5 protein-coding genes are annotated in these 7,969 nt (G+C 60.9%); 2 read left to right on the forward strand and 3 right to left on the reverse strand.

The window, feature by feature from the left end:
* Window positions 1-711: 711 nt before the first annotated feature.
* A complete protein-coding gene (locus IRZ31_RS18570; RefSeq protein ID WP_297156395.1) occupies window positions 712-1,593 on the forward strand; it encodes a DUF1028 domain-containing protein in 882 nt (293 codons plus the stop codon).
* Between the two features lie 171 nt (window positions 1,594-1,764).
* Here the strand turns inward: IRZ31_RS18570 and IRZ31_RS18575 are convergent, their stop codons facing one another.
* Together IRZ31_RS18575 and IRZ31_RS18580 are read right to left on the reverse strand one after the other, a co-directional pair.
* Window positions 1,765-3,597 carry an FAD-dependent oxidoreductase gene (locus IRZ31_RS18575; protein WP_297156397.1) on the reverse strand — a complete coding sequence of 611 codons (1,833 nt, stop codon included), beginning with the start codon at window positions 3,595-3,597 and terminating at the stop codon, window positions 1,765-1,767.
* Between the two features lie 513 nt (window positions 3,598-4,110).
* On the reverse strand, window positions 4,111-5,346 hold the full coding sequence (locus IRZ31_RS18580) for a M20 family metallopeptidase (RefSeq protein ID WP_297156399.1): 1,236 nt from the start codon (window positions 5,344-5,346) through the stop codon (window positions 4,111-4,113).
* Window positions 5,347-5,785: 439 nt separating this feature from the next.
* Here IRZ31_RS18580 and hutU point away from each other — a divergent pair, with 439 nt between their 5' ends.
* On the forward strand, window positions 5,786-7,489 hold the full coding sequence (hutU, locus tag IRZ31_RS18585; protein ID WP_297156401.1) for a urocanate hydratase: 1,704 nt from the start codon (window positions 5,786-5,788) through the stop codon (window positions 7,487-7,489).
* Between the two features lie 173 nt (window positions 7,490-7,662).
* On the opposite strand, the gene IRZ31_RS18590 is transcribed toward hutU, so the two are convergent.
* The coding region (locus IRZ31_RS18590; protein WP_297156403.1) for a hypothetical protein at window positions 7,663-7,969 on the reverse strand (307 nt) is incomplete at its 5' end.

Genomic DNA, 7,969 nt, shown 5'->3' on the forward strand with positions numbered 1-7,969 from the left:
CATCGGGATTGCGCTCCTTCAACTGCTGAACGAGGTCTTCATCCGACCAGTCCTGTCGCACCATGCTCGCTCCTTGGGGTATCAGGTATATCCTCCCACTAACAGGACCTGCTTGCCGACCACCTCTTCAGCAAGTCGTGCGGCGTCACCGCGCACCGCGGCAGCGCCCCTGGCCGGGGGATATACCGAGTGGTGGTGCTGCGCCATCATCCAACAACATACTACGCCCCGTCTCGCGGGGCTTCTCACATACTCAGCCGCTGCGGAACTCGCCCGTTCTCCCCCCTACCCACCTTCTCTAGCTTGCTCACTTATCAGGCCTCGTAGGTGAATCCGGCGCTTGTTTCCCTCTTTCCCTTAGACCCGTGCTGCTTCCTTGCATGCTCTCTGGCGTGTGGGCTACCTACTCCCTTCTCCCGCGCGTGAGTACTGCTGCTTGTCGCTTGCTGTTGCCAGTGATGGCGTTTTTTCCATTGTGACGGAAAGCTTGCTGAAAGTCAAGGCCACCAGTGCCCCACAAGCCAATGGTGAAGATTCCTCTCCCGACTCTCCTCCTCTCCCGTTCATCGTCCTCTCCCGCCTCTCGCCTTTCTTCGCAATTTCGTATCAGTGCTCGCTTACTTCCAGCAGCTGGGCATGTTATAATACCTCAACATCACAGCTCAAACAGCTCAACCAACCCAACCAGCTTCACGTAAGGGGTGCCTGAAGATGACCTTCTCCATCGTTGCCCGTGATCCGCAGACGGGTGAACTGGGCATTGCCGTCCAGTCGAAGTTTTTGGCCGTGGGGGCCGTTGTTCCCTGGGCCAAAGCCGGCGTCGGAGCCATCGCCACCCAATCCTGGGCCAACACTACCTATGGCCCACGCGGTTTAGAGTTGCTGGCCCGTGGTCTCTCGGCAGCTGAGACCCTGGAGCGGCTGCTGGCGGACGACGCCGAGCGCGCCAAGCGTCAGGTTGGCATTGTGCCCGCCAGCGGGGCGCCGGTCACCTACACTGGTAGCGAATGCTTCCCCTGGGCCGGTGGGCGCGTCGGGGAGCATTATGCCTGTCAGGGCAATATTTTGGTGAGCGAGGAAACGGTGAACGCGATGGCGCGTACTTTTGAAGAGACGTCGGGCCAACTCTGCGATCGTCTGCTGGCAGCCCTGGCTGCAGGTCAGGAGGCTGGCGGCGACAGTCGTGGCCAGCAGTCAGCGGCTCTGCTGGTGGTGCGCGAGAAGGGTGGCTACGGGGGTTTCAACGATCGCTTCATTGACCTGCGCGTCGATGATCATGGCCGTCCAATTGAGGAGTTGGCTCGCCTCTTGCGATTGCACAAACTCTATCTCTTTCCCCCAGATCCCCAGGATATTCTGCCGATCGATGAGGCAATCGCGCGCGAGCTGCAGGAGCTACTGACGCGCAGCGGTGACTATCACGGCCCGCTCTCGGGTGTCTTTGACGAGCAGACACGTGAAGCTTTCTGGCACTTCTGTGGGCGCGAGAATCTGGAAGAGCGCTGGCTGGAAGGGGGGCGCATCGATCGCGTGGTGCTGACCTTTATGCGCGAGCGTCTGGGCAGCGGGCGTAACGGCAGCGGCCCCTCCTGATGCTGGTGTGGGAGCTTGCTTTTCGCCATCCGACGGTCAAACCCGCTACCTCCCAGACTGCTACTGAGCGAGGGGGAGCGGCCTGCTTTCTGGGCTGCTCCCCCTGTTTACTTGCTCGTCTGGGTCTGGCGGCGCTCTCAGGCAGAGCTGAGCGCTGCGCCAGCGCCTGGCCTAGCGTCTGGCGCTGGCCTGGCTGCGGTTGAGGACCGGGATCTTGGAGACGGTCCAGCGATCGTTGGGGCTGGCAACCTCGAACTGCACCATCGAGATGGCGTCGGTCGGACAGCGCACGATGCACAGACCGCAGCGGATGCACTTCTCTTCGTCGATGATCATGTCGGCGCCGCCCTCCCAGGTCTCGGCCAGCTGATGGAGCGGATCGCCCTTGACTACGCGCGAGAGGCCTTCCATGCTGATGCAGTCGTAAGGGCAGATATCGACGCAGCCCGAGCAGAGGATACAGATCGAGGGATCGATCATGATGTTGAGCTGGCACTGCAGGCAGCGCCGGGCCTGGATGACCGCCTGCTCGGGAGTATAGCCGGTCTCGGTCTCGCGGGTATAGCTATAGCGCTCCTTGACGGGTAATGACGGAATATTCTCATGCGGGATCGACTCGTAGTCGTCGACCATGCCGCGGCGGTAGTCGGGCAGCTCGATCTCTTCGGGTGGCTCCGCCGGCTTATCCTGCCCGCCGAGGTAGCGATTGATGGCAATAGCGGCATCGCGTCCATCGGCGATGGCCGAGATCAGGTTACGCGAGCCTTCGGTGAAGTCACCGCCGGCGAAGAGACCGGGATAGCTTGTCATCCAGGTCTCACGGTCGATCAGCGGCACACCAGTGCGGCGATTGACCTCCAGATTCAGCTCCTTGGCCGGAATCCAGGAGGAATCGCTATACTGACCGAAGGCGGCGATCACCATGTCGATGTCATCGAGGACGAACTCGCTGCCCGGGATGGGAATCGGGCGGCGGCGTCCGCTGGAGTCAGGATCGCCGAGCTTGTTGCGCACAAACTTGATGCCGCTGACGTGGACGCCATCCTTGCTCAGGATTTCGGTCTGCGTGACCAGATACTGGAACTCGACGTTTTCGCGAATCGCTTCATCAACCTCGTACTCGTCGGCTGGTTGCTCCTCTTTGGAGCGGCGGTACATGACGTAGACTTTCTCGGCGCCGAAGCGGATGGCGGTACGGCAGCAGTCCATCGCGGTGAAGCCGGAGCCGAGGACGACAACGCGCTTGCCGACAAAGACCGGCTCACCATAGTTGGTCTTGGCCAGAAATTCGATGCCGTTCATGACGCCGACGAGATCGGCGCCGGGGACAACCTTGCCGTCGGGTCCGGTGATCGGGTTGGAGATATAACAGCCGGCGGCCAGGAAGACGGCATCATACTGCTTGAGCAGGTCGGTGAGCTGGATGTCGCGCCCGACGCGTGTGTTATAGACGACCTCGACCCCGAGGTCCTCCATGTACTCGTTACACTCCTCGTAGGTGACGCTGCGCGGCAGGCGCCAGATCGGGATGCCATTGACCATGACGCCACCGGCCACGGGGTCGGCCTCGTAGATGGTCACTGGATAGCCCATCTCACGCAGATCACGGGCGCAGGCGATACCGGCGGCACCAGCCCCAACGACGGCGACCTTCTTGTCTTTGGTGATCGGAGGCCGCTCGGCGTGATGGCGGAACTGGCGATGATCGGCGGCGGCACGCTTGAGCCAGCAGATGGCGATGGGCTTGCCGTCGATCTTGTTGCGCCGACAGACCGGCTCACAAGGGCGCGCACAGGTGCGCCCCAGGACGCCCGGCACGACGTTGGCTTTGCGGTTGAGCAGGTAGGCCTCGTCAAAACGCGCCTGCGAGATGAGGCCGATGTAGGTTGAGACATCGGTATGCGCCGGACAGCCTACCTGGCACGGTATATTCGTTTGATACCAGTCAGGGCTGGTCAGGAAGGACTGGTATCGGGGTTCCAGTTCGCGATCAGGATCAATCATGGCAGGAGAATCCTTTCCTGAGCATCCGGTACTTGCTCTAGTCGCCCGGAGTCACGTTTCGGCTCGGCCTGAATGAGTGGAAGCCAACGCGGGCCGCGGAGCACTCGCCTCTCTTTATCCTTCTTGCTCTCTCTGGGTATCCGCTTATCGGTCTGCTCTGCTTTGCTTGCTTGCGGCCCTTCCTTCTGCCTGCTGAGCGGCTGACGCTCTCGGCGGCCCCGTCGGGCTTCCCCTTCCCTCTCCGGTTTTCCGGTCAATGCACAGGTTCAGCTTGCTTTGGTTTGCTTGCTAGCGTTGGCTCTTGACAAGACTGGACCGCTTTGCGGGGCGGTGTATTTCTTCCGTCCGTCAGATTATAGCATAGCGTATGGAGAGGAACAAGGCGCAAAGGGGCCAGAGCCTGGCTCTCAGGCTGCTTAGAATTGATTGGGTTGAGAGGCTGTCTGCTAGAGCTAGCGCTGCTGCTGGGCGGCTGCAACCTTGAGCCTGGCGCCTGGCTCTCCTGCCTCCCATTTACTCCTGCACCGCACTCAGCGAGCATGATGGGTAGGTAGCGGTGGCTTCTTCGGCTCTGGCCCCAGCAGGCAGCGGCGAGGCGATGAGGCCGGCCAGGAGCGCAGCGCGCGGCGGCACGCTGTCCAGCAACAGGTATTCATCAGGACTGTGGTCGTTACCGCCGATAGGGCCAAGACCGTCGAGAGCTGGTACTCCATAGAGGGCAGCGTAGCTGGCATCGGAGGCCCCGCCGGTCAGGACATGCTCCAGGGGAAAGCCCAGGAGTGCGGCAATGGCCTGAGCCTGCTCTGCCATGCAACGCGCCGCAGGAGTACAGACCAGGGGATGCTTGAGATGGGGATCTTCTTCTAGCTCCAGGCGCACACCGGGGACACGTTGCTGCTGGAGTAGTCTCAGCCAGCGCTCTTCGGTGGCCTCTTTATCCTCAAGGCGCAGGAAGCGCAGGTCAAAGCGCGCTTCGGCGTAGTCCGGGACGACGTTGGTGGCGATGCCGCCGCTAATGAGGCCAGGTGTGATGGTGAGACCCTCGCGCCAGCCTGAGAGGCCGGCAAATTGGAGTACTTGATGAGCCAGCTCAATGATGGCGTTGCGGCCTTTTTCGGGTTCGACGCCGGCGTGGGCGGCTTTGCCGTAGGCACGCAGGGTATAGCCGGCGTTGCCTTTGCGCGCGCTGACAATGGCGCCGTTGGCGCGGGCAGCCTCCAATACCAGGGCACGGCGGGCGTCGTGGAGTACTTGCTCCATAAGGTCGTCACAGTGGCGGACGTTGATTTCCTCGTCGGAGACGCAGAGGAAACGCAGCTCGCCGAAGGGACGATAGTTGAGAGCCTGCATGGCTTCCAGAGCGTAGAGTGCGGCCAGGATACAGCCCTTCATATCGCAGACACCGGGGGCGTAGAGACGGTTACCTTCCCGACGCAGGGGGCGAGTCGCCGCGGTGCCGACAGGATAGACGGTGTCGCTGTGGGCCAGGAGAACCACAACATCGCTGCTGTCGCCCTGGCCGCCCAACCTGCCTAGCAGATCGTTGCCCCATTCCTGACGTTCGACAATGGTGACCTCCATGCCGAGGGCCTGCAGGCGAGTGGCCAGCCAGTCCGTCGCCTGATCTATGCCGGCTTTATGAAAGGTGAAGGTTTCAAAAGCGCAGAAGGTGCTCAGGTCATCAATATAGCGCGCCAATCGCTGGCGGACATATTCTTCGATACTTAGGACAAGCCCGTGCAAATCCATGACTGCCTCCCTACGAGCCAGAGCTGGTTTCTTGCAATTGAACGAGAGAATAGACGAGATGTGCCCTCTTGTCAAGGGTTTGGAGGACATTTGTCTTTCATGTCCCGGCAGGCCCTGGAAGGACCTATGAACATCTCCGCTTCAAAGCTGCAAGTGAAGGCCCAACGAGTAAAGATCATCAAATCTTTCTATTTTCGGCAATCTTCCACAAAAGTTGTACAATATGGCCTTGCTCACGTCAAACAGGTAGTGACTCACCTGCACCCTTGAGAGAATCCACAGCACGCTCTGAGCAGCCCAGTCCCAAGCCCAACTCACCTTCCGCCAACTAGAGGGAGATTGTATAACATAAGCGGGACATAACCCCGCATCAAGCAGTTTTTCCCGATCCAATACCTGCAGCAACTGATCAACCTGGAAGGAAAGGAAGAAACACAGCATGTCGCAGCACGAGCATTCAGGCCCGGCAAGGCAGCCAGGCACCAGTGGACCGCGCACCGTCCGCGCCCCGCGAGGCACGCAGCTCTCCTGCAAAGGCTGGCAGCAAGAGGCAGCCATGCGCATGCTCATGAATAATCTTGATCCAGAGGTCGCCGAGCGACCCGACGAGCTGGTCGTCTACGGCGGCTCTGGACGCGCCGCCCGCTCCTGGGAAGCCTTCGACGCCATCGTTCGCTCTCTCAAAGAGCTGGAAGACGACGAAACTTTGCTTGTTCAATCAGGCAAGCCGGTCGGCATCTTCCGCACCCAGCGCGACGCGCCACGCGTCCTCATCGCCAACGCCAATCTCGTTCCTCATTGGGCCACCTGGGACGAATTTCGCCGCCTGGAGGCCCTGGGACTGACCATGTATGGCCAGATGACCGCTGGCTCCTGGATCTACATCGGCTCCCAGGGCATCGTCCAGGGAACCTACGAGACCTTTGCCGAGGCCGCCCGTCAGCACTTCGGCGGCACACTCCGGGGGAAATTCGTCCTCACCGCCGGCCTTGGCGGCATGGGAGGCGCCCAACCGCTGGCGATCACTATGAATGAAGGAATCTGCCTGGCCGTCGAGGTCGACCCGCAGCGCATCCAGCGCCGGCTGCACACTGGCTACTGCGACGAGATGGCCAGCACCCTCGACGAGGCCCTGGCCCAGATCCGCGAGGCCCGCGATAACGGCCAACCTCTCTCTATCGGCCTCATCGGCAACGCCGCCGAGGTCTACAGCGAGCTGGTCCGCCGCAACATCATCCCAGACCTGGTCACCGACCAGACTGCGGCTCATGACCTCCTAAACGGTTATATTCCCGCCGGCCTCTCCCTGGACGAGGCCAACGACCTGCGCCGGCGCGATCCCCAGGGCTACATCGAGCGCGCTCGCCAATCGCTCGTCAGCCAGGTACGCGCCATGCTTGAAATGCAACGACGTGGCGCTGTCGTCTTCGACTACGGCAACAACCTGCGCGGCCAGGCTCTGGCAGCAGGTGAGCCGCACGCTATGGACTTTCCCGGCTTCGTCTCTGCCTTCATTCGTCCTCTCTTCTGCCGAGGCAAGGGACCGTTCCGCTGGGTGGCCCTCTCAGGCGATCCCGAGGATATCTATCGCACCGATGAAGCCATCCTTGAACTCTTCCCCGAGGACCAGGCTCTGCGCCGCTGGATCACCCTCGCCCAGGAGAAGATCCACTTCCAGGGACTGCCAGCCCGCATCTGCTGGCTCGGCTATGGTGAACGCGCTAAAGCTGGACTGGCTTTCAACGAGCTGGTCGCGCGCGGCCTGGTCAAGGCTCCCATCGTCATCGGACGCGATCACCTCGACAGCGGCTCGGTCGCCTCTCCCTATCGCGAGACCGAGGGCATGAAGGATGGCAGCGACGCCATCGCTGATTGGCCCATTCTCAACGCCCTCCTCAATACGGCCTCGGGCGCTACCTGGGTCTCCTTTCACCACGGCGGCGGCGTTGGCATCGGCTACTCGCTACACGCCGGTCAGGTTATCGTCGCAGACGGCACCCCCGACGCTGCCCGCCGTCTGGAGCGCGTGCTCACTAACGATCCTGGCATTGGGGTTGTGCGCCACGTTGATGCCGGCTATGATGAAGCCCTGGCCTGCGCTCGCCAGTGGGGCCTAAAGTTACCTATGTCACCAGGAGAGTAAGCCAGAGGGTTGGCCCCCCAGCAACCTCGTTCTGATCTGCCTACTTTCCTGCCACAACAAAAAACTATGGGCCGGTGACACAGCGTTCTAAGACTGACAATTTTGCACGCTGCGTCACCGGCCAGCTTTTTCTCGCTTTCAGATCCGCGAGACTGACTCTTCACTCCACTAAGCTAGGTGCTCTGCAATTGGCTCTGCGTCTGCGGTGCCCGATCAATCTTCCAGGTCCCATTTTCGCGCACAAAGTTCATTGTGCCCGTCACTACGCGCGAACTTCGCTGAAAGGTCAATGATAACTGTGCAGTCGCATGGTCCCCGTTCTGCTGAAAATTGGTGGCCGAGCAACTGGTAACTGGTCCCACAAGAGTCGTCACAGTCTGAAAAGCTTGAGTAAACTGCTGCTCGCTCTCACTAGCCTGCAGCGTGGATGAGAATTGCCCATAGGCCGTATGATAGTCACTCTTCTTCAGAGCGCTGCAG

It is taken from the genome of Thermogemmatispora sp., assembly GCF_019683635.1.
GTDB lineage: Bacteria > Chloroflexota > Ktedonobacteria > Ktedonobacterales > Ktedonobacteraceae > Thermogemmatispora.

Coding starts and splice junctions, on each gene's coding strand:
- IRZ31_RS18570 (WP_297156395.1), top strand. CDS start 712: ATGACCTTCTCCATCGTTGCCCGTGATCCGCAGACGGGTGAACTGGGC.
- IRZ31_RS18575 (WP_297156397.1), bottom strand. CDS start 3,597: ATGATTGATCCTGATCGCGAACTGGAACCCCGATACCAGTCCTTCCTG.
- IRZ31_RS18580 (WP_297156399.1), bottom strand. CDS start 5,346: ATGGATTTGCACGGGCTTGTCCTAAGTATCGAAGAATATGTCCGCCAG.
- hutU (WP_297156401.1), top strand. CDS start 5,786: ATGTCGCAGCACGAGCATTCAGGCCCGGCAAGGCAGCCAGGCACCAGT.